This window comes from Cobetia sp. 5-11-6-3 (assembly GCF_013374055.1).
Lineage (GTDB): Bacteria > Pseudomonadota > Gammaproteobacteria > Pseudomonadales > Halomonadaceae > Cobetia > Cobetia marina.
Window position 1 is genome coordinate 460,058 of the sequence record NZ_BLWJ01000001.1, and the last position, 20,550, is coordinate 480,607.

Consider the following 20,550-nt stretch of genomic DNA (forward strand, 5'->3'; position numbering starts at 1 on the left):
GCTGGATTCATTCATCGGAAAGCGGGTCGCGCGGACGCGGGGGCGTGACGACCCCATCCGGGGATTCACGGGAGCCACGCTCCTCGTCACTGCCAGCCCTAGGGGCTGTCGCGGGAGGCGCTTCAGGGGTCAACAGGCTACGCAGCCCCCCTGGCGGACGCCCCGGCGGCAACTGGCTGGCCATGTCATACAGCTTGCGCGCCGTGCTGTCCCTGTGCGCCTGACGCTCCAGCGCCTGGAGGCCGTCGTCGTGACGAGGGCGGGTCTGCACGTCGGGGGCCAGCTCGGCACCGGTCTGTCGGTGTTCGGCGGCGGCCCGAGTCGGACGCACTGGTTCGTCGACGGCCTGATGAGTCCGCTTGAGCATCAGACGCTTGCGGGGCGTCAGGGCCAGCTCGGCCAGCCGCGCACGTCCCCACCAGGGGTGAGGGGCACGGCTGCCATGGGCAGCCCCCGCCGCCTGCCCCCTCACGGCCGGACGCCACATCGCCAGCATCTCGGCGGACAACTCCTGGATCAGAGAGAAGCGCTCACTCTCGGCCTGCGCCTGCCACCAGTGGCTCAGCCGTTCGTTGAGCACCAGCAGCTGTCGTGCCCGCGTGGCTGCGGTGTAGGTCAGATTGGTGACCAGCACCTGATTGGCAAGCTGCTGTCGTTCACCGGGCAACATCAGGTCATCCGCCAGCACGACGCAATCGAACTCCAGGCCCTTGGCGCGGAAGACGGTCCCGAGCATGACGCAAGGCAGCGTGACGGTCTGGTCGGCCAGGATGGCGGCCTGCAGATCACCATCCTGCCTGCGCAGCTCGCCTATCCATTGATCCAGCGGCGCCTGCGCGTACCAGGAGGCCAGCTCGTGCAGGCTGCGCGCCTGATGATCATCGAGACGCGCGAGAGCCCCCAGCACCTGTGCCGGGGTCTGGCCAAGCCGCGTCAGTGCTGGCGGCAACTGACGCCACCATTGCTGCTGCTCGTGCCTGTCGCCCTGCTCCGCTAGCTGGTGGCAGCGCCACAGGCGCCAGTGGTCCAGCAGACCCGCCAGCGGATAGCCTTCGATGCCGTCCAGCCATGCCACCGCGATGCCACGCTGATGCAGTGCCAGCGCTTCACCCAGCGCCGCGATGGGCCCGGCACTGATCACGGCATGTCGCGCGCCGGCGGTCAGCAAGGCCTCACGCACGCCCGGTGCCGCCAGACGCGTGGCAGGCCCGAGACCGCTCATGGCCTGCTCACGCGAGGTCGGGGAACAGGCCGCCAGACGCGTTCCCAGCGCGGCCAATGACGGCCCGAATCGCCAGGCCCCCGGCAGGGAGTAGACGGTGGCATCGCCAAGCAGCGGCGAATCCAGCGAGCTCAGCCCCTCGGCCTGGCGTGCCAGACTCTGGTGTGGGTCGCCGATCAGCAGCAGATCACAGCGCTGACGTCTCAGCATGGCCAGCAGCGCCGGCGTGGCGTCCTGGGCCTCATCCAGCATGACCAGATCGGCATCGAGCGACTGACCATGCTGGGACCACAGCTTGAGCAAGGCATTGAAGGACAGCGCCTGCTGATGGTCCGCCGGGTCCAGCAGGCACTCCCACACCAGTCGCATGCTCTCGACCAGCTGGCGCAGCTCATTGGCGCTCAAGCGGTCGGCGCAGCCCTCCGGCAGATGCTCCGGCATGGGCACGGCATCACTCAGCGTGAAGAAGGTATTGAGTCCCTGGGCGATCAGGCTGCGCGACTGACTGGACAGGCTGCCCAGCCAGTTGAGGCTCTGGGGCAACAGTCTGCGCGTGATGTCCGGCTGCCGCTTGAGCTTGTCGCCGTACTCTTCCTGCAGCGCCTGACGCGCCAGCTGGTGCAACGACAGGGACTGGACATTGGCCGGCAGCTGGCTGGCCGTACGTCCCGCGACCGCCGGGTTGAGTGAGGTATAGATGAGGATCTCATCGGCATAGGTCCGCGCCAGCTCTACCATCAGGACGGTCTTGCCGCTGCCGGCACAGGCTCGCACCACCACGCAATCGCTGTTCTCGGCACTGGTGGCCGGCGTGCGATCGCGCAGTCGCGAGGGAAAGGGGTGGGCGAGAATCCGCCGTTGATCATTGCTCAGATGCATCGGGGCATGATCCCTTCTGTCAGACCGTGGGACAAGCGATTCACGCAGGACGATATCCAGCACCAGGGCTCACGACAAGACACCATTGGCCGCCAGGCGCTCACGCACGGTACGGATCAGGCCGCGATTCCAGCGCAACAGCTCATTGAGCGTCGCGAAGTAGGCCTCGCCCCGGGTCGAATAGGCGCCCAGCATCGGGATGAGATCCTCGGCGCGCACCCGTTCACCGGCATTGCGCAGGCGGGCCCGCAGCTGGCGCATCCTGGCATAACGCGGGTTGGCATTGAGGTTCTGGTAATAGGCGGCCAGCCCCGCCTCCAGACTCTCGAAGCGCTGATATTCACGCCCTGCCCGGCCGGTACCGCAGCCGGAGGTGAAGCAGCGCATGCCGAACAGATTGTTGGCGTTGCGGGCGTGACCGGACGTCCCCCAGCCGGACTCCTCGATGGCCTGCACCATCACCATGTCCAGTGGCAGGGTATCGATGCTCGCCAGCAGGTCGTCCCAGGGAATGCCGATGTCCGCGGCGCTGACGCTGCAGCGCTGCTGCGCCTGCTCGCACAGGGCATTCAATCGCTCCTGCTCACGCTCGCTGTAGTCTCTGCCGGCCTCGCCTGCTCGCCGACGCATCGCCTGCAGCCAGTCACGCTGCTCCGAAAGACGCTGATTCTGGGCCACCACCAGCGGGATCATCAGCTCGAAGAAGGCGACCTTGCGTGGATTGCCGGCAGCAAGGACACGCAGGTCCGGCATCTGATGGGTGGTGTCCCTGACCAGCAGCTCGTCATCCAGGCGTGCCGCCTCGGCGACCGAGCACACGGCCATCACCACCATCAAAAGGCAGAGGCCGGATCGACGTTGCATGCGTGACCTGGCAAAACGGCGCAGGAGTCGCTCGCCGGCAGCCCGCAGGCCACGAGCCATCGCGAGAGGCTGCAGGGACTGACGGCGGTTCGGGAGTCGACAGGAAAGCAGGTAGGTCATGCGCGGCGCTCATTTGATGAGACATGTGATGAGAATGGACACATCCAAGACGCATAATCACTGGCAGCGTATCTCATGAGGCTGCATGAAACCCCAAAAATGCCGTCTGGAGAAGCCCATCTCATCGCCAGCGACACGAAAGACTGACAGGCTGACAGGCTGACAGGCTGACAGGCACGGTTGCTGAAATACACGATGTCTGAAACGCACGATGCCTGAAACGCACGATGCCCCCGCAGCCGGGGCTGCGGGGGCATCACGTCAAGCATGGCCGGTCACGAACGACCTGTCACGACGGGCACTCGAGCCTCCACGTGACGTGTTCGGTCAGTCGCCTCAGGCGCTGAGCATGCCGTTCAGGCGACGCACGTAGGCGGCCGGGTCTTCCAGCGCGCCACCTTCGGCGATGATGGCCTGATCGAGCAGCACGTGAGCGAGGTCGGTGAAGTAGTCGCCTTCGCCGCCTTCCAGACGCGAGACCAGGGCGTGCTCCGGGTTCAGCTCGAGAATCGGCTTCACTTCCGGCAGCGGCTGGCCAGCGGCTTCCATCATCTTGCGCATCTGGTAGCCCATCTCGTGCTCCGGCAGCACCACGCAGGCCGGGGAATCGGTCAGACGGTGCGTGATACGCACTTCCTGAACGCTATCAGACAGCGCTTCCTTGACACGCTTGACCAGATCTTCCTTGGCCTTGGCAGTCTCTTCCTGGGCCTTCTTCTCTTCCTCGTTCTCGACATCGCCGAGATCGAGATCGCCCTTGGCGACGTCGGCGAAGGACTTGCCGTCGAACTCGGTGAGGTGGCTCATCAGCCACTCATCGATACGGTCGGTCAGCAGCAGAACCTCGATGCCCTTCTTGCGGAAGATCTCGAGATGCGGGCTGGACTTGGCGGCGTTGAAGCTGTCGGCGACCAGGTAGTAGATCTTGCTCTGACCTTCCTTCATGCGCTCGACATACTGGGCCAGCGACTGATCCTGAGTGGCGCTGTCGGTATGCGTGGTGGAGAAGCGCAGCAGCTCGGCGATCTTCTCGCGGTTGGCGTAGTCTTCCGCCGGGCCTTCCTTGAGCACGGAGCCGAACTGGTTCCAGAAGGTCTGGTACTGCTCGGCGTCCTTGGCCAGCTTCTTGAGCATGTCCAGGCCACGCTTGGTCAGCGCGGACTTGAGCTTGTCGACCTGCGGGTCCTGCTGCAGCAGCTCACGCGAGACGTTCAAGGACAGGTCATTGGTGTCCAGCACGCCCTTGATGAAGCGCAGATACAGCGGCAGGAACTGTTCGGCGTCATCCATGATGAAGACGCGTTGCACGTAGAGCTTCAGGCCACGCGCGGCATCACGCTGGTAGAGGTCGAACGGCGCACGACCCGGCACGAACAGCAGGCTGGTGTACTCGAGCTTGCCCTCGACCTTGTTGTGGCTCCAGCTGAGCGGGTCGGAGAAGTCGTGAGAGACGTGCTTGTAGAAGTTCTTGTACTCCTCGTCGCTGACCTCGGACTTGGAGCGCACCCACAGCGCAGTGGCGGAGTTGGCGGTTTCCCAGTGGATCTGCTCGTTGCCTTCCTCGTCCTTCTCGACACGCTGCATGCGCACCGGCAGTTCGATGTGATCGGAGTACTTGGTGACCAGGTTGCGCAGGCGATGTTCATCGGCGAACTCGAGGGCATCGTCCTTGAGGTGCAGCACGATCTCGGTACCGCGCTCGGCGCGCTCGATGTCCGCCACGCTGAACTCGCCCTCGCCACGGGACTTCCACTCGACACCCTGGTCGGCATCGAGGTCGGCGCGACGGGTGCGCACGGTGATCTCGTCGGCGACGATGAAGCCGGAATAGAAGCCGACACCGAACTGACCGATCAGACGCGAATCCTTCTGCTGGTCACCTGACAGATTCTTCATGAACTCGGCGGTACCGGAGCGCGCGATGGTGCCCAGATTGGCCACCACGTCATCGCGGCTCATGCCGATGCCGTTGTCACGCAGGGTGATGGTCTTCGCGTCGGCATCGTGCTCGATCTCGATGCGCAGCTCGCTGTCGTTGCCGTAGAGGGCATCGTTGTCCAGCGCCTGGTAGCGCAGCTTGTCGCAGGCATCCGCGGCATTGGAGACCAGCTCGCGCAGGAAGATCTCGCGGTTGGAGTACAGCGAGTGGATCATGAGGTGAAGCAGCTGCTTCACTTCTGTCTGGAAGCCATGTGTTTCGGTGTGGGTGGCGGTGGTCATCGTGAAGGACCCCTCTATGTCTGTGCCTGATGTGGAAACCGGCGGCAACCTGCGTCACCGCTGCAAGGTGGTGGCGAAGGCTCGCCCGTCATTCTCGGGGACGGGTCGAGTCACGCTCTCGTGGACCAGATATGGGGCAAGGATGAACGATTTCAAGGCACTAGAGGCAGCATATTGCGCTCGGCGTCGCGCTGATTCCTTCAGCAGGTTCCGTCAGGCCAGGCGTGAGACGACAGGGCACCCGCGCGGGGTGCCCTGAGGTGTCGCTGACGAAGGTGGCTGAGGATCAGGCCTCTTCTTCTCTTGCCAGAGGTTCCAGCACGAAATGCATGCGCGCACTGGCGACCGGCCGTTGACTGGAGTGCTGCCAGGCACTGACGCGCACGTTGGCCATGCGCCGCCCCTCGCGCAGCACCTCACAATCGATGCGCGTGACACTGTCACCCCGCGCCGTGGCCAGATAATCGATGGAGAAATCGATCAACTTGGGCAGACGCGCCTGACGCCCTCCACGGCCATTCAAGCGCAGCACCTCGAGCGTGGCGGCCGTCTCCATCGCGGCCGCCAGCACGCCTCCATGCACGGCGGGCAACATGGGGTTGCCGACGTTCTCGGGCATGGCGGCCATCGCATAGCGAAGCGGGGTGGTCGGCAGCGGGTCATCCTCTGCCAACGAGGAGGGCGCCAGGGAGCACAGGCCCAGCCCGATGGCTCTGGCGTAGGGCAGGCTTGCCAGCAGGTCGGCAAGATCCCCTCGGGTGCGCTGGCCTTCGACGAAACGCCGGGCATGCTGCAGCCCGTTCCCCGGACGGCTGACGAACGGCTGCGACACGGCAGGGAGCGCCTCGTCGTCAGCGGTCTTCTGCGGGTCATCGATGACAGAGCCGGCCGCCCCCGTCGATGGGCGACCCTGCGCGGCGGCCATCAGCGCCTCGCCAAATCCCGGAGGCGTATTGCGCGCCCCCAGGCGAACGAAGTTGCCGATGGCGCGACACAGAAGCTTGCCCTGTTGCTGCCAGATCTGCGCTTCGGTGAAGACCATCGACTCGGTGACACGCAGGACGCGTGCCTCGCCGATCAACGCCATGCCTTCCACCCCGGGACGATAATGATCGAGGCGCAGATCCAGCGTCGGGCAGACTTCCGGACGCTCAAGGCCCGTCAGGACGGCACTGCCGCACAGGGTGTCGGCGAACATCGTCAGCACGCCGCCGTGCACCAGGTGGCGATGCGGGTCCCCCACCAGTGCCGCCTGCCAGGGTAACGTCATGCGCACGGCTGGCGCGGCGACCTCATCGACACTGACCTGCAATCTCGCGGTATGCGGAATGAAGCTCACGAACCCCGTCAGCGCCCTCACCCAGCTGGCGTCATCCAGCCCTCCTCCCGCCGCCGGCACGTCAGCGCGATTGACGGCCAGCCCCAGCAGACTGTGCGGCCCGTCTTCCGTCGCCTCCAACGCCGTCACCGTCACATCCATAGCGGTATCGCGATCAGCGCGAGGGAGACCAGATAGCCGACGCCCCACAGCAGGGAGCGCAAGAGCGCGATATTGGCCAGATAGCAGCCCCAGTACCCGAGACGCGCCAGCACGAAGATCACCGCCAGAGTGGTGGCGATCGGCGCGCCGGGTGCGACGATGACACTCACCAGCACCCCGGCGGCAAACAGCGGGAACGCCTCGTTGCTGTTCTGATGCGCGGCGAGCGCACGCGCCCCGAAGCCCGTGAGTTCGCGCTGCTGCGCGCGGGGGTCATGGTTGTCATAGCGTCCGGTACGTTGCTGGGCCCAGGCGACGGGCGCCTTGGTCAGCACCAGCATCAGCGCCGCGAACAGCAGACAGGCATAGATCAGCATGCAGGATTTCCTCGAGACTCGTCATGAAAGGCATCGTCCGCCAGGGCGCGTGTGCATGTCACCGGCACGACGCGGTTCAAACTGGTGTTTGATGATTCCTCACGAGCATGACAGGTGATCCTCATCGCCGCCATGCGGCCAATGGGCAGTGCCTTGGCATCGCATGGTCAGCCAGCGCCGTCAGGGCGCCGAGGGATCGGAAGGCTCGGAGTCGGGGACCTCGCCACGCCACAGGCGATAGTCGGCCAGCGCATCATCGAGCTTGCCGAGCAACCAGGTCACGATCACCAGATCATCCAGAATCCCCAGCCCCACCAGCATGTCGGGGATCAGGTCCAGCGGCGAGACCAGATAGAGCAACGCACCTGCGGCCAGTCCCAGCGCCTTCCACGGCACCGGGCGATAACGTCCACTGATCACGTCACGGCACAGCGGAACGAGTGTACGCAATGCCGCTCCGGCCTTGCCCAATACGTGTCGGCGACCAAACAGGCGGGTCAACCACATTGCCTTGCCCATGGGAACACTCCTCGTACATTGCCTGTATCGCAGGTATTGCATGTATTGTGACTGTCAGCATCCATCGACACTGTCATTCCTCGTCATCGGCTGCCACGATAGCCCTCAATGGGTGCTATCTCTGCAACCCCTGATACACGACATCGGGGCACTGGGGCGTCTACGCAAGATGCGGGCGACGCCTCAGCCCTCTTCACCTCGTTCATCGCAGGAGTCTCCAGGTGACACTAGGCAAGTTCGTTTCCCCACCGGGCCGCGGCGCCCGCGCCATGCGCCGCTTCACATCGTTGCGCCATTTGACAAGCCTGGGTCTGCTGCTGGGCCTCAGCCTGCCGCTGCAAGCGGCCACTCCCAGTGATCAGAGCTTCCGCGCTGCGCTGGAGGATGCCCGAGCCAAGCGCTTCCAGGATATCCAGCAGGTCGCCGTCAATGGCCATGTGCTGGAAGGCTATATCGAATATCACCAGCTCAAGGCACGCCTGCCCTACGCAACGCCGGCGGAAGTCCTGTCCTTCATGGAGCGTCACGCCGATTCCCCCCTGGCGGAGTGGATGCGCGGCCAGGCCATCTCGGCCTACGGGCGCACCGGACGCCATGATGCTTTGCTCGAGGTCAGCGATGGCGTGCCTGCCGGTGCCAGCCGTCAATGCCATTACTACACGGCACAGCTGAACAGTGATTTCGCCAGCGCCTCGCAAGGCGGCCTGAAACTCTGGCATGTCTCGGGCTCGCAGGATTCCGCCTGTGACCCGCTGTTCTCGACGCTGCGCGAACGTGGCGTGATCGATGATCAGGCCGTCTGGGAACGCATGATGCTCGCTTGGGCCGCCGGTCAGGGCAGCATGGTCAGCTACCTGGAACGCCAGCTGTCGGGCAACTGGCAGCAGGCTATCGCCGCACGCGAGCAGCTGGACGGCAACTTTGCCGCCATTACCCGGATTCCGACCGATCTGGGTCACGGTGGTCATGCCTTTGCCGCGCTCAGTGTCGCTGCCATGCATGGATTCGTGCGCGCGGATACCGAGGCAGCCCTGGAGGCCTGGCGCAAGGTCAGCCCGCACATGCCGCTGAGCGATGAGCAGCGTCATGAGGTCGAGCGTGATCTGGCCTGGTATTCCCTGGTACGTGACATTCCCAACAACCAGGGCTGGGTGGATGAGCGCCTGGCCATGCTCGATGATGAGGAGCTGTTCGACCTGCGCATGCGCAATGCCATTCGCGATGGCGCCTGGAGCGAGGTACGCGAATGGGTCCTCAAGATGCCGGAACGCTTCAGTGGCGAAGCCCGTTATCAGTACTGGCTGGGCCGTGCGGATGACAGCCTGGGACGCCGGGATGAGGCACGCGCCGCCTGGACACGCGCCAGTGGCGAACGCAACTTCTATGGTTTCCTCGCCTCGGACCGGATCGGCAAGGCCTATTCGCTCAATCGCGATGACCAGACCTTCGATGATGCGCAACTGGCAGAGATTGCCCGCACCCCGGCCGTCAGGCGTGTCAGGGCGCTGATGGAGATCGATGAGATCGGTCTGGCGCGTTCGGAATGGTTCAATGCCGTGAGCCAGGCCGATGACGCCGGCGCGCGTCGCCTGGCGGCTTACGCCCTCAAGCAGCAGTGGTATGACCTGACCGTGTTCGCGACCATTCGCGGCAAGCTGTGGGATGGCCTGTCCTGGCGCTTCCCGCCCGCCTGGCAGCAGGACTTCCAGCGCTATGGGGCCAACGCCGGCGTGGACCCCTGGATGCTGATGGCACTGGCGCGTCGCGAGAGCGCCTTCAATCCTACCGCCACCTCGCCCGTGGGTGCCCGTGGGCTGATGCAGCTGATGCCGGGCACGGCGGCCAAGGTCAGTCGTGACCTGGGGCTGGCCACGCCCAGCCATGCCGCGCTCGGTGACCCGGACACCAACATCCGCCTCGGCAGCACCTATATCCGCGAGATGCTGGACCGCTACTCCGGCAATCGCCTTGCGGCAGCGGCGGCCTACAACGCAGGCCCGGGCCGCGTGGATCGCTGGCTGGCCGATACCCCGCGCGAATATGACCGCTTCGTCGAGCGCATTCCCTTCAAGGAAACCCGTGAGTACGTCAAGGCAGTACTGGCGTATCGCGTCATCTTCGAGTCGCTGGCCAAGGGCACGAGCGACGGCGTCAGAGTGGTCAGTGAGCGCGAGGTCAATCAGCCCTACACCACCGCGCTGGTGGACCGCCGCTGAAGAGAGTCATGCCGAACGTCCAGCGCACGCGCTGACAGACCAATCGTGACGTCACACACGACAACGCCAGCCTCAGGGCTGGCGTTGTCGTCGTGCGTCTCCGCTACGGCTCAATCATCGCGTCGGGCATGGATTCCCGATAGCGGTGGCGTCTGGCCGTCACCCTGTCGGGGAGCTTCCTCATGCTGGGGAGCGTAGCGATTCAGCGCCTCGGCATAGCTCAGCGGACGCCCATCACCGCTGTCGCGCTGACTGCCCTTCCAGTTCTCGTCCTTGCGGGCGAGAGAGGGATTCGCGGGAAATGTCGAGGGCGAGGTCTCATGGGGTGTCTGGCGAGCCCCATCCGAGTGACGAGCCGAATGGCTGACGCGAGGGCGGCGCCACAGGCGCCAGGCCAGTATCAGCCCCCCTGCCCAGCTGACGCTCCCCAGCAGCCCGTAGGCGATCATGCTCCAGACATTGCCGGGACGATGGCCCGCATTGATGATGATCACCCGCGACAGGTCGATGTCCGGCCAGCGTTCACTCAACAGGGCGCGCTCATCGCCGGGCAGGTCGGTCTCGGCATGCAGCACGGTACCGAACAGGCCATCCGGGAACTCGATGAGCGGCGGGACGTTCTTCAGACTATGGACGGAATCGGTACGCACCAGCACGCCCATGCGCTCGATGCGCGGCCACTCGTCCGAGGGAATGCCATCGATGCCACCGAAGGCGCGTGACAATCCTGCCAGCTCCAGCAGATAGGGGTTCATGTCCGAGATCACCGGGTAATAGAGCGTCTCGATACGCTGCCCACCTTCGGCAGCCGCATCCAGACGAAAGGTCTCGGCATGTTCGCGATAGACCGCCCAGTGATCGCGTAGCGACACGAACTGATTGACCGGTAGATTGCCCTGTTCGACGGCTTCCAGGTTCAAGGTCTCAGGCCGGGACGTGACACGGCCCACCCAGCGTCCCTCTTCGAAGGCAAACAGCCAGGCCGCCAGCCCCACGAGCAGCAAGACGACGATACCCGCCCCGGCCAGCCGGCGACGCAAGGTGTAGGAAGGACTCATTGGTTAGCATTCCCTGCTTCTGCCAGCCTGACGTGCGGCCGGTCTTGATGTAATGACGACACGAACCATCGTGATCTTCACGACAGCATACCTCATCCACTCACGCGGCCTTTCCACACTCGGCCGGCCACGCGACAGCGGTGAGCGCCCGGACTCAAGGGCCCTTGAGTCGCGAGGACAGACGCTCACTTTCACGACAGTAGCGCTGACGCAGACGCAGCACCTCAAGTGAGTTGCTCGACAGCGCATCCAGCACATAACGATTGCAGGCGCGTTCCGCACGTTTCTGGGCAGCTTCCAGCGCCTTGCGCGCCTCACGCTGGGCAGGTGTCATCCCGGCATAGGGGTCGCGCAGGGGCTTGTAGGTGGCGGCCGCCTTGCAATACATGGTGCGAGTGTCGAGATGGGCAGCACGCCCCCTCTGCTGCAGGGCGTGACAGGTCTCGACGAACAGACGGCTGGCCATGCGTGAGCAATCACGTTGCTCCGCCGCGCTGCCGGTCTTGCTCAGCCGGGCACACACCGACTCCTCCTGGATACGCCACAACTGATGACGGAAGTCGACGGTGTAGCCGTGATAGAGCACCTGTACCTGCTGGACACGCGAATCGTAGACATCGCTGATATCACGAGACTCAAGATGGGTCACGATCTTGAGGAAGGAGGCAAGGGTCAGCGTAGCAGGATCCATGTGGCGTGAGGGATAAGGCGTTCATCCCCGGCTTCTCCGTCGCAGTGAGTGCTCTCGTGCCCGCAAAGGGCCGCGTGCAGATGTCAGACGCCGCCGTCAGCGGCTCAGGGCCAGGCGCGCGCCGAGTGCCACCATCACGGTGCCGGTGATGCCTTCCATCCAGCTGGCGACACGGGGTCGAGCCAGCCAGCGCCCGGCACCGCCCACCATCACCGCCACACCGATCTGCCACAGGTTGGCGATCACGAAGTGGACACCTGCCAGCCACAGCGACTTGAGAATGGCCGGGTCGGTCGGTGCGATGAACTGCGGCAGGAACGCCATGTAGAAGACGACGGTCTTGGGGTTGAGCACGTTGGAGAGGAAGCCTTCGCGCAACGGTTGCCAGAGAGAGACTCGCTGACGCGCGACATCGGCCTGGATATCCAGCCCGCGAGTGCGGCGCGCACTGAGCAGACTCTTGATCCCCAGCCATACGAGATAGGCAGCACCGACCAGCTTGAGTGCCGAGAAGGCCCAGGCGGATTGCAGAAGAATCAGCGAGATCCCCGCCGACGACACCAGGGCATGCACGAAGAGTCCGGCACAGATGGCAACACTGGTGAGCACCCCGTCGCGCAGGCCGCCACGCAGGGTGTTGCGAATCACCAGCAGGGTGTCCACTCCGGGGGTCACGGTGAGCAGCGTGATGGCCACCACGAATGACCAGAACGCGGTATCGAACTGAATGAAGTCAAACATGCCGCATATCCTTGTGACGGACTTCTCCACGCCCTGCGGCATGAACGGATGTCCAGTCTAAGCGAGGGATGCGAGCCTGAAAAGTCATCGCTGACAACCTTCAGACCGCCAGCCCATCCTCGTCGCTCAACTGCCGCCCTCGCCCCCACCTCGGCGTGATCCCTTCCACTGAGAATCACTCATGCCTTCGGGGGAGCCGCCCCGGGCGCCGAGGCGCCGCAGGGGCAGCGCCTTCAACCGACCAGCCACAATCCCGCCACCACATCGGCAAGCAGCACCGCCAATGCCAGCAGAATGACGACGCCATCCTCACCGATCAGCCCCAGCCCGAGCAGCAACAGCGTCGCGGCGGGCAGTGCCGAGGCAAACGGCACCAGCTCCAGCGGCACCATGGTGGCCGCCAGCAGAATGGCCAGTGCAGCGATCAGACGATAGGCGATGCCACGTGTCATGAAACCGAGCCGCGGCTTGAGCAATCGGTCGATGCGCCGTGTCCAGGGACGCGCTCGCTGCACGCCATGGGTGAGGCGCTCATGCTCGAAACTGAAGCTGGCCAGCCGTCTGGGCAACCAGGGAGTGCGATGGCCCAGCAACAGCTGGAAGGCGATCAGCCCGATGAACAGCGCACAGGTAGTCGGCACGCCCGGAATGGCCCCGGTCGGCAGCAGAACCAGCAGCGCCGGCAACACCAGCAAGGGGCCGAAGCCGCGTGAATTGAAATGTTCCAGTATGGCACCCAGCGAGATGTCGCCTTCTATCTCGCGGTCCAGCTCTTCCAGCAATGCGGTGAGACCGCTGTCCTTGGCGTGTTCGCTCATGAGATATCCGTGGTGAGACGTGACAGGGAAGAAAGAGCAGACACATGGCAATACCGATGTCGGTCAGTCCTGCTGTCGGCAAGCGGATCGCCTGCCATCAGCCGACCAGACGTTCACCGAGCATGCCGATCATGAATCCCAGCGTGGCCCCCAGCGGTGGAGACCAGTGATGCACCACTCGCGCCTGGGGGGCGATGTCCTGAAAGATCAGATACAGGATGCCTCCCGCCGCGAAGGCCATCAGCCCGCCCAGCAGCCGGGGGGCATCCGCCAGCCACAGATGGCCGGAGAAGGCCGCCAGCGGACCGAGCAATGACAGCAGCAGGAAGGCGCCCAGTCCCTGTCGCGCGGTGAGGCCAGCGCCTTCCAGCTCCCGATAGGCATTGAAACCTTCTGGCAGGTTCTGCACGGCGATGAACAGCGCCATCAGCATGGCCGCCGCAGGTGAGGCGGATGCCAGGGCCCCGAGAGCGATCGCCTCGGGGATGAAGTCCATCAACATCGCCAGCAGCTGTCCCCTGGCGTCGCCGCTGCGGGCCAGCCAGCGATCCAGCTGCATGAAGACGAGCGCCCCGAGCAGAAACAGCCCGAGCAGAGGCAGGACGGACAGGGATTCCATGGCGCGAGGCACCAGCACCAACGCGACCGCTGCCAGCAGGATGCCTCCCCCCAGCGCCGTGATGCCAGCCAACCAGCTGCGCTTGACGTGGGTTTCGTGGCTACGCTCCAGTTGCGCGATCACCCCACCCAGCGGGATGCACAACCCGGCCGCCCAGGCCATCGCCAACATTTCCCAGGGGAGGTCTGCCATCATGCTGCCGGGCGGCCACCAGGGGCCGGACGTTCATCCAGCACGCGCATCAGCAGGCTGGTACCGAGCCCCCAGGCACCATTGAGAATCAGCCCGCCGATGATCATCATCGGCACCACGGCGATGCCCTTGAGCGGGAAGACGACCAGCATGGCCACTGCCGTCGGACCGACGGCACCGAATGCCAGACTGATCAGCCAGTGGCTCATGCCGGTGCTGCGGCGTACCAGCGCCCATAGCGGCAGTCCCCATAGCCCGCCCCAGAAGGCCAACGAGAGCACTGACGGAACGCCCAGCGGCCCGGCAGGGGTCATGTTGTAGGGCGCCTTGGGCAGGATATCGGCCAGATAGAAGAGCCCGAACAGCCCCTGATGGAAGATCAGGGTCGCCAGAAAAGCCGCCACGAAAGCCTTGAGCCAGATCATGTGAACATCCTTGTGATTGAGGCCGCCTGCACTGAAGGTCGGCGGCGTCCGGACAGTCCCGGAGCCACCTCCCGGGACCGATGCGGCACTGACGCTTGCCGAAGGTGGATCAGCGGGCCTGTTCCTGGGAGATCTGCTCGTTGAGCGTCCAGAAATCATAGAGCACGCCGATGAAGAACAGCCCACCGGTACACAGATAGATCAGCCCGGTCAGCCACTTGCCCATGTACATGCGATGGACGCCGAATACGCCCAGGAAGGTGAGCAGAATCCAGCTCAGCGAGTAGTTGATTGGCCCTTCACGAAAGCGGAAATCCGCCTCGCGGTCCATGGCGGGAATCAGGAACAGGTCGATCAGCCAGCCGATCCCCAGCAGGCCGAAGGTGAACAGCCAGATGGTGCCGGTGACCGGTTTGCCATAGTAGAAACGATGGGCGCCGAGGAAACCGAAGATCCACAGCAGGTAGCCCATGGTCTTGGAGTGCGTGTCCTGTACGACGGGCGATGCGGTCATCTGTAAAGCCTTAGCCGTGAAACGGCAGATCATGATTGCGAATACAGTCAATGCGGTCTTGGCGGGCGGGAATCAAGCCTCTCGTGCCCGCAAGCCCTGTCCAGACGCGACAACGCCACCCACGCAGCCGCGCGGGTGGCGTTGAAGCCTGTCGTGTCGTCACCGAGGCCTAGATCACGCCCAGTTCGCGCAGACGTTCCTTGAGATAGGAATCCGCGGTGTGCTTGTCAGACAGCACCACTTGTGGACGCGGATGCAGGAACAGCGGCAGGGACAGACGCGACTGACTGCACCCTTCCCCCGTCGGATTGATCACGCGATGCGTGGTGGACGGGAAATAGCCGCCACTGGCTTCCTGGAGCATGTCGCCGACATTGATGACCAGCTGACCCGGATCACAGGGCACGTCCATCCATTCACCATCGACATCCATCACCTGCAGCCCCGGCTCATTGGCGGCAGGCAGCACGGTCAGCAGGTTGATGTCCTCATGGGCAGCGGCACGCACGGCACCCGGCTCTTCCGAACCGGTCATCGGCGGATAGTGCAGGACGCGCAAGAGCGTCTGCCCACTGTCCTTGATCATGTTGGAGAGCGGCTCACGATAGAGCTCGGCCACTTCAGCGGGCGAATGCGCTTCCACCCAGCTCAGGAGCTCCGCGGCGAAGGCTTCTGCCTGACGGTAGTACTCCATGGCATTCTCGCGCAGGCTGTCCGGAATCTTTCCCCACGGATAGATGTGGTAGTACTCCTTGAGGTCCCGCGCCGTATGCCCCTTGGCGGTCTCGGAGACATCCGCCGGGAAGAGACCATCCTGGGTCTTCGGGTCGTAGCGCCACTCCATCTTGTCGGCACTCGCGAAGAATTCCGCCCATTCAGCGTAGATCTTCTCGACCAATTCATGAGAAATCGGATGATTGCGAATCACGCCGAAGCCTGTCGTGCGCAGGGATTCGACAAATTTTTCGGCAGCATCGGCCGAGCGGTAATCTACGTTCTGGACCTTCATGGCATTTCCATCTATGTTGGCTCTGTGTACGCATCCTACTTGAGCAGGCAGACGTCGCCAATACGACGACTGACTATTCGGTCAAGATGCGAACATGTGCAGTTTCTACTGCAGGCGTAGGTCAAGCAGGAAAGGATGTCGTCGCAGGACGTAACGCGTCTCTCTGGTGGAATTCCCCCTAGCCGCACCAACGCAATCCGGTCTGATGGGCAGACCACCAACATCATCACGTAAGCAAGGAAAGAATCATGGCAACTGGCACAGTCAAGTGGTTTAACGACACCAAAGGTTTCGGCTTCATTTCTCCGGACGACGGCGGCGACGACCTGTTCGCGCACTTCTCTGAAATTCAGGCAGAAGGCTTCAAGTCCCTGCAGGACGGCCAGAAGGTTTCCTTCGACGTCACCCAGGGCAAGAAAGGCCTTCAGGCCGCAAACATCAAGCCGGTCTGATCATCTGATCACTCCGGTCAGTCCACCCTCACCGGTGGCCTGATGATGGCAAGACACAGAAACGCCCGCCTATTGGCGGGCGTTTCTGTGTCCGCTGCCTCCGCCAGAGCGATGGCACTACATCGCTTCAGGACGGCATGAGAGCAAGACGCAAAACGCCGCAGCACGGGGCCGCGGCGTTGCAGGCAGGACATTCACTCACGTGAGTGATGGCATTGCCTCAAACGATCACTGCTGAGCGTCATCAACGGATTCGTTGGCCGCCTTCTGAGCTTCATTGATCTCGGCGTTGGCTTCTGCCGCAGCGTCATCACCCTGCTGTTCAGCGGAGTTGGTCAGTTCAGCAGCCTGCTCCTTGGTGGAGTCGTAGGCGTTCTTGGCAGCATCGGCGGTGGCGTCAGCGGCATCGTTCACACCCTGCTTGGCGGACTCGTAAGTCTCGCTTGCGGCGTTCTTGGTCGCATCGAGGGCATCATCGCTCTCGGCGGCAGCTTCGTCACCCATGGCGTCAGCGGACTGCGCTGCGTCATCGGCCATGTTGTCAGCCTTGTCAGCCGCGTCGTCCATTTCAGCAGCAGCGTCATCTGCAGCCTGGTCCATCTCGGCAGCAGCGGCTTCAGCAGCCTGATCGGCACTCTGCTCAGCCTGCTCTGCGCTTTGCTCTGCAGACGTCTCGGCTTGCTGGGCGGCCTTGTCGGTATCGCCATTGTCACAACCGGCGATGGCCAGGGACAGGCCAGCGGCCAGTGCGGGAATCATCCATTGCTTGAGCTTCATCGTCTTCTCCTTGATAGGTGGGGAGTCATCAGCCCCTTGTTTCCTGCGCAAAGCATTGCAACAAAGGTCGAGTATTCATGCAAGCGAAAGCGTGTTCAAACGCTTGGATGACTTCAACATGGTGCTCGCTTGGCAGCTTTTCAAGCAAATCGCCCTTTCAGTAGCATGAAAATGTTAACGAACACCATTTCTTTTCTCTGACGACTCTCTGATCACTCTCCGATATCTTCGTTCCATACTTCCGGCTGTTCGCGGATGAATGTCTCCATCAGCTCCCGACAACGCGCATTGTCCACGACGTCCACCTTGACGCCTTGAGCGCGCAGATGGTCTTCCGCGCCCATGAAGGTCCTGTTCTCACCCACGACGACATGGGGAATCCCGTAGAGCTGGATGGCGCCACTGCACATCGGGCACGGTGACAAGGTAGTGTAGAGCACGCACTCGCGATAGACCTTCGCCGGCAGACGTCCGGCATTCTCCAGCGCATCCATCTCACCGTGCAGTACCGTGCTGCCCTTCTGCTGACGCTGGTTGTGGCCACGCCCGATGATCTTGCCATCGTGGACCAGTACCGAGCCGATCGGTACGCCACCTGCGGCATGGCCCTTCTCGGCCTCCTCGATGGCCGCTTGCAGGAAACCTTCGTGATCCTGAGTCTGCGCTGACATGGTCTTGCTCCTGAATATTCAGTAAGGGGGTTCAGTCATGAAACATCGGCGATGACGACATGGGGAGGCCACCCTGCAGGTACGCCCCTGTGAGCGAACCTGGCGTGAACGGCGAGCATCACCCGAGTCCCGCTTCCCCTGTCATCATCTGACGGGCTCGTCTCAGCCCTTCATTGCCCGCATTGGTGGGCTCACCGACTTCATTGGCAAGCTCGCGGAAGCTGCCCATCGCACCGAGCAGCGCCGAGGCTTCATAGGGGATGAAGACTCGATCACCGTCACGGGCCATGTCCGGCAGCATCTGCAGGTATTTCTGTCCCAGCATGTAGCCCACCACCAGCTGCGGATCTTCCGCCCCGATGGCATCACGCAGCTGGTAGATGGCCTGGCGCTCACCCTCGGCACGCAGGATGGAGGCCTGCTTGTCACCCTCGGCGCGCAACACCGCGGACTGCTTCTCACCTTCCGCCGTGGCAATGGCCGCCTCGCGCTGACCATTGGCCTCGGTGACGGTGGCACGACGCCGGCGCTCGGCCGCCATCTGCAGACGCATCGCATCCTCGACTTCATCGGGCATGCTGATGTCCTGGATCTCGACTCGGGTGACCTTGACGCCCCACTTGTCACCGACCTCATCCATGGTGACCTGCAAGGCATCATTCACTTCCTTGCGACTCTCGAACAGCTTGTCGAGCTCCATTCGTCCGATCTCGGAACGCAGGCTGGTCTTGGCGAGCACCTCGATGGCCTGGGTGAAGTTCTCCACTTCATAGACCGCACGCTTGGGGTCGACGATCTGGAAATAGAGGGCGCCATTGACGGTCACCGTCACGTTGTCCGTCGTCACCACGCTTTGTCCCGGAAAGTCCATCACCGTCTCACGACGGTCGATGCGCGTCTCCTCGACCACCAGCGGCAGGTTGTCGCCCTTGATCTGGCGATAGCGGCGAATGGTAATCGAGCGCGGCTTGTCGATGAAAGGCACGACCAGATTGATACCGGATTCCAGAGTACGGCTGTAGCTGCCGAGCCGTTCGATCACGACGGCTTCGGACTGCTGGACGATCATCAATCCCTTGGCCAGCAGAATGACGACAAGCGCCACGATGAAGAGAATGATGATGAGACCCGGACTGATGATCATGTTGCTCAACTCCCTTGAACTGGGCAGCTTCCTGCCGCCCGAATGAATGGTGATATCACCACTTGTCCGACCGCCAGGACGGCGAGACGGACCTTGAGACAGATTACTCGACGCGCTCCACGCAGAGCGTGATGCCTTCGACGCTGAGGATCCTGACCGTGTCCCCCGCTGCCGGCTTCGTCTCCCCCTCCCAGCGTAGCGGATACTCATTGCCTGACACGCGCACGGCAAGTTTGCCGCCGTTGCCGATGATCACCTTGGCCAGCTGGCCGGTCTCCGCGCCACTGCCCAGGGTACCGTAGGGCGTCTTGGGCAACAGATAGGGATGGATCTTGCGGACGAACAACGGCACGACCACCAGCGCCGTGATGGCCACGCTGATCAGCTGGACGTTGAGCCCCGCCCCGAGAACGGATGCCAGAGCGCCACTCAGCGCACTGACCCCCAACGCCAGCAGCACGAATTGCGCTCCCAGCAACTCAAGCCCCGCCAGAATCAACCCGAGAATGACCCAGAGATGCCACGCTGCCAAACCGATCATGCAATCACTCCCTGAACACTGGCATGAAATGCCAAGCAATTTAACCTACCAAGTTGCATCAAACTCTACAGTACGACAACCGTAATTCTCTTACTCCAAGAATCAACACTCCATCAATCAATATTTATAGAATACACACCTTGAACTCTTCGTGCAGTTCTAACTGGAACATGAGGATAACTTTCCCTTAATATAGAATTAATACGCTGCCTTACACCATACTCCATCCGCTCGCCCAAAATAATCTCTCTAACCGCCTTAGGTGAATATTGTAGAAGAGATGGCGAAACATTTTCTTCTTCACTCATCACTAAAAGTCGCCGCTCACGCTCATACTTCCAAGCAAGTGGTTTTGTGGCAAATACTTGTTGCCATGTTTTTGCCATACTATCAAAAGCTTCAAGTTTAGCTTTCTTGTAAAGTGGAATCCAATATTTCTGATCAGCCAGAGCACTAGCTTCCTCTATAGCCATACAATGATATTCATATTGATCACGTGCTATTACATACACAAAACAATCGATAACCGGAGGATAGTCCTGATAATCAACATTTAATAGATAAGGTTCTAGCTCAGATTCCAACAAAACATCTTCATCGAATACTACACAAAACCCTCTAAGCCCATCAGCATAATGTGACCACATAAGCATACTATCACGCTCTGAACCAAAGCAGGATATACGGGTCTTATCGCACATATCCTGGAAACCAGGGTCGTAACTTACACAACCATCAAAATATTTGAACACAACTTCATCTTCAGGCGGGCTATCTAACACGCCCCAAGCGTCAAGAGCAGCTGCATACCTTTTCGGCTCTTTCCAACGATCTGGAACATTGGTGTAGATATGATGCCAAAACTCAAAAGGATCATTGTAAGCAGAATAATGCTGACAAAAAATCACTCCTTTCTCAAGATTTGAAATAGAGTTTTCTGTAGGACCACAGAATTTCAAAAGACCTAGCTTCGAGCTTTCCATTTAACATCCTTATTAAAA

General features: G+C 62.2%; 21 protein-coding genes. 2 read left to right on the plus strand and 19 right to left on the minus strand.

Features of this window, described 5'->3' with window-relative positions:
- Positions 1-7: 7 nt before the first annotated feature.
- From HXS66_RS01845 to HXS66_RS01875, 6 genes are all read right to left on the minus strand, one after another.
- Complete coding sequence (locus HXS66_RS01845) at positions 8-2,101, minus strand: AAA family ATPase (RefSeq protein WP_176502738.1); 2,094 nt, start codon at positions 2,099-2,101, stop codon at positions 8-10.
- A 69-nt stretch (positions 2,102-2,170) separates the two neighbouring features.
- Entirely contained in the window at positions 2,171-2,965 is a 795-nt protein-coding gene (locus HXS66_RS01850; protein WP_176502739.1) for a glucosaminidase domain-containing protein, read from the minus strand.
- A gap of 456 nt (positions 2,966-3,421) precedes the next feature.
- Positions 3,422-5,305: a molecular chaperone HtpG gene (htpG, locus tag HXS66_RS01855; protein ID WP_141392148.1), complete on the minus strand. Its 1,884-nt coding sequence runs from the start codon at positions 5,303-5,305 to the stop codon at positions 3,422-3,424.
- A gap of 286 nt (positions 5,306-5,591) precedes the next feature.
- Positions 5,592-6,773, minus strand: a complete 1,182-nt coding sequence (locus tag HXS66_RS17420; protein ID WP_255303050.1) for a PaaI family thioesterase — start codon at positions 6,771-6,773, stop codon at positions 5,592-5,594.
- 2 nt (positions 6,774-6,775) lie between these two features.
- Entirely contained in the window at positions 6,776-7,162 is a 387-nt protein-coding gene (locus HXS66_RS01870; protein ID WP_084209092.1) for an MAPEG family protein, read from the minus strand.
- Positions 7,163-7,342: 180 nt separating this feature from the next.
- Entirely contained in the window at positions 7,343-7,681 is a 339-nt protein-coding gene (locus HXS66_RS01875) for a YkvA family protein (protein ID WP_240704169.1), read from the minus strand.
- 221 nt (positions 7,682-7,902) lie between these two features.
- Here HXS66_RS01875 and HXS66_RS01880 point away from each other — a divergent pair, with 221 nt between their 5' ends.
- Complete coding sequence (locus HXS66_RS01880) at positions 7,903-9,897, plus strand: transglycosylase SLT domain-containing protein (protein ID WP_255303051.1); 1,995 nt, start codon at positions 7,903-7,905, stop codon at positions 9,895-9,897.
- Positions 9,898-10,007: 110 nt separating this feature from the next.
- Here HXS66_RS01880 and HXS66_RS01885 read toward each other — a convergent pair whose 3' ends face one another.
- The 8 genes from HXS66_RS01885 to HXS66_RS01920 all read right to left on the minus strand — a co-directional run bounded on the left by HXS66_RS01885 (position 10,008) and on the right by HXS66_RS01920 (position 15,964).
- Positions 10,008-10,955, minus strand: coding sequence for a hypothetical protein (locus HXS66_RS01885; protein ID WP_176502740.1), 948 nt, complete (start codon positions 10,953-10,955; stop codon positions 10,008-10,010).
- Between the two features lie 154 nt (positions 10,956-11,109).
- A complete protein-coding gene (locus HXS66_RS01890) occupies positions 11,110-11,646 on the minus strand; it encodes a hypothetical protein (RefSeq protein WP_077372307.1) in 537 nt (178 codons plus the stop codon).
- Between the two features lie 96 nt (positions 11,647-11,742).
- Positions 11,743-12,387 carry a LysE family translocator gene (locus tag HXS66_RS01895; protein WP_077372304.1) on the minus strand — a complete coding sequence of 215 codons (645 nt, stop codon included), beginning with the start codon at positions 12,385-12,387 and terminating at the stop codon, positions 11,743-11,745.
- A 233-nt stretch (positions 12,388-12,620) separates the two neighbouring features.
- On the minus strand, positions 12,621-13,205 hold the full coding sequence (locus HXS66_RS01900) for an exopolysaccharide biosynthesis protein (RefSeq protein ID WP_084209094.1): 585 nt from the start codon (positions 13,203-13,205) through the stop codon (positions 12,621-12,623).
- Positions 13,206-13,302: 97 nt separating this feature from the next.
- Positions 13,303-14,019: a divalent cation transporter gene (locus HXS66_RS01905; RefSeq protein WP_240499571.1), complete on the minus strand. Its 717-nt coding sequence runs from the start codon at positions 14,017-14,019 to the stop codon at positions 13,303-13,305.
- The gene (locus tag HXS66_RS01910; RefSeq protein ID WP_176502741.1) at positions 14,016-14,441 is read right to left on the minus strand and encodes a hypothetical protein; all 426 of its coding nucleotides are present in this window, start codon (positions 14,439-14,441) and stop codon (positions 14,016-14,018) included. The genes HXS66_RS01905 and HXS66_RS01910 overlap by 4 nt, the downstream gene beginning before the upstream one ends.
- Positions 14,442-14,550: 109 nt before the next feature.
- Positions 14,551-14,955, minus strand: coding sequence for a TM2 domain-containing protein (locus tag HXS66_RS01915; protein ID WP_077372295.1), 405 nt, complete (start codon positions 14,953-14,955; stop codon positions 14,551-14,553).
- 169 nt (positions 14,956-15,124) lie between these two features.
- Positions 15,125-15,964, minus strand: coding sequence for an isopenicillin N synthase family oxygenase (locus HXS66_RS01920; protein ID WP_176502742.1), 840 nt, complete (start codon positions 15,962-15,964; stop codon positions 15,125-15,127).
- A 248-nt stretch (positions 15,965-16,212) separates the two neighbouring features.
- Between HXS66_RS01920 and HXS66_RS01925 the strand changes: the two genes are divergently transcribed.
- On the plus strand, positions 16,213-16,416 hold the full coding sequence (locus HXS66_RS01925) for a cold-shock protein (RefSeq protein WP_043335501.1): 204 nt from the start codon (positions 16,213-16,215) through the stop codon (positions 16,414-16,416).
- A 228-nt stretch (positions 16,417-16,644) separates the two neighbouring features.
- Here HXS66_RS01925 and HXS66_RS01930 read toward each other — a convergent pair whose 3' ends face one another.
- The 5 genes from HXS66_RS01930 to HXS66_RS01950 form a co-directional block, all read right to left on the minus strand.
- Entirely contained in the window at positions 16,645-17,193 is a 549-nt protein-coding gene (locus HXS66_RS01930; protein WP_176502743.1) for a hypothetical protein, read from the minus strand.
- A gap of 212 nt (positions 17,194-17,405) precedes the next feature.
- On the minus strand, positions 17,406-17,864 hold the full coding sequence (locus HXS66_RS01935; RefSeq protein WP_077372290.1) for a nucleoside deaminase: 459 nt from the start codon (positions 17,862-17,864) through the stop codon (positions 17,406-17,408).
- A 118-nt stretch (positions 17,865-17,982) separates the two neighbouring features.
- Complete coding sequence (locus HXS66_RS01940) at positions 17,983-19,008, minus strand: SPFH domain-containing protein (protein WP_077372286.1); 1,026 nt, start codon at positions 19,006-19,008, stop codon at positions 17,983-17,985.
- A 103-nt stretch (positions 19,009-19,111) separates the two neighbouring features.
- Entirely contained in the window at positions 19,112-19,549 is a 438-nt protein-coding gene (locus tag HXS66_RS01945; RefSeq protein WP_176502744.1) for an NfeD family protein, read from the minus strand.
- 113 nt (positions 19,550-19,662) lie between these two features.
- Positions 19,663-20,532 carry a DUF2971 domain-containing protein gene (locus tag HXS66_RS01950; protein WP_176502745.1) on the minus strand — a complete coding sequence of 290 codons (870 nt, stop codon included), beginning with the start codon at positions 20,530-20,532 and terminating at the stop codon, positions 19,663-19,665.
- Positions 20,533-20,550 lie beyond the last annotated feature (18 nt).